The following is a 792-nucleotide window of genomic DNA, read 5'->3' as shown; positions in this document are numbered from 1 at the left end:
TCGAAAAACGGTAACAAGCTAATGGAATAGCGGATGCGCTGGGATTGACCAGAGCGACTGATATAGTCGTGGTCTTTATTGATCGTAGTGATTACTACGGGTCCATGGAGAAGGACACTATAGGTGGTATCATTGATCCAACGAAGCATCTGCACCGGCTTTGCTCTTCGGATAGTTGTAGTGATGGCATCTATCGCTACCCGGTCCCCAAATTCTTCTGGAAACCAAACCCCATGAATGGTTTTTGCATCATTGCCATAGCCAGTAAATTGCAAACTGGGTGCCTTGCCAAAACGCTCCATACAAACCCATGAGGCAGAAAACTCTTCTTCAAAAGATTGGAAATTCAGCCAATCCACATAAAATTGATGCGGTCCTAACATCATCAAAGGATCTCTCATAAGCTCCCTCCCCTTATTCTGTTCCCCCATGCAGCGCATTGGCGCGTGCCCGTTGCAAAGCATGGGCAACCGCACGACCAGTGGCCATGGGTTCACGCGCCCCATTAACATGCACCGTGACATTTTGATTGTGTGTGATGGGGGAACGGTCTTTGTCTCTTTGCTCTCTCGCAAATGAATTTACAGGAGAAGCCCCCGCAAATTGTGGTATGGGCTGAATGGCTGTTTTACCCCCAAAAAAACTTGGCAAAAACTCTCTTACATCAATGGAACCAATCCACCCCTTAATGCGGCTAGGCAAAGATTTACAATAGTCCATCAATTGTGAGATAGACGACATAAAGCCATCGACAATCGAATTAGCCAGATCTTCGCCCGCTTGTTCCATACC

Annotated in this window: 1 protein-coding gene and 1 pseudogene; both read right to left on the bottom strand. The window is 47.0% G+C overall.

Annotated elements, in window-relative coordinates:
* Positions 1–401: phage tail protein (locus tag ACFINZ_RS10445; RefSeq protein WP_375701477.1), on the bottom strand; the 401-nt coding region annotated here is incomplete at its 3' end.
* A gap of 13 nt (positions 402–414) precedes the next feature.
* Positions 415–792, bottom strand: a pseudogene (locus tag ACFINZ_RS10440) (phage tail tape measure protein); the annotation flags it as partial.

Origin of the sequence: Bartonella sp. AA81SXKL (genome assembly GCF_042196945.1) — a bacterium.
Taxonomy (GTDB): Bacteria; Pseudomonadota; Alphaproteobacteria; order Rhizobiales; family Rhizobiaceae; genus Bartonella.
The sequence above is the reverse complement of the archived record's forward strand: the minus strand, read 5'-3'. Positions and strand labels throughout refer to the sequence as shown.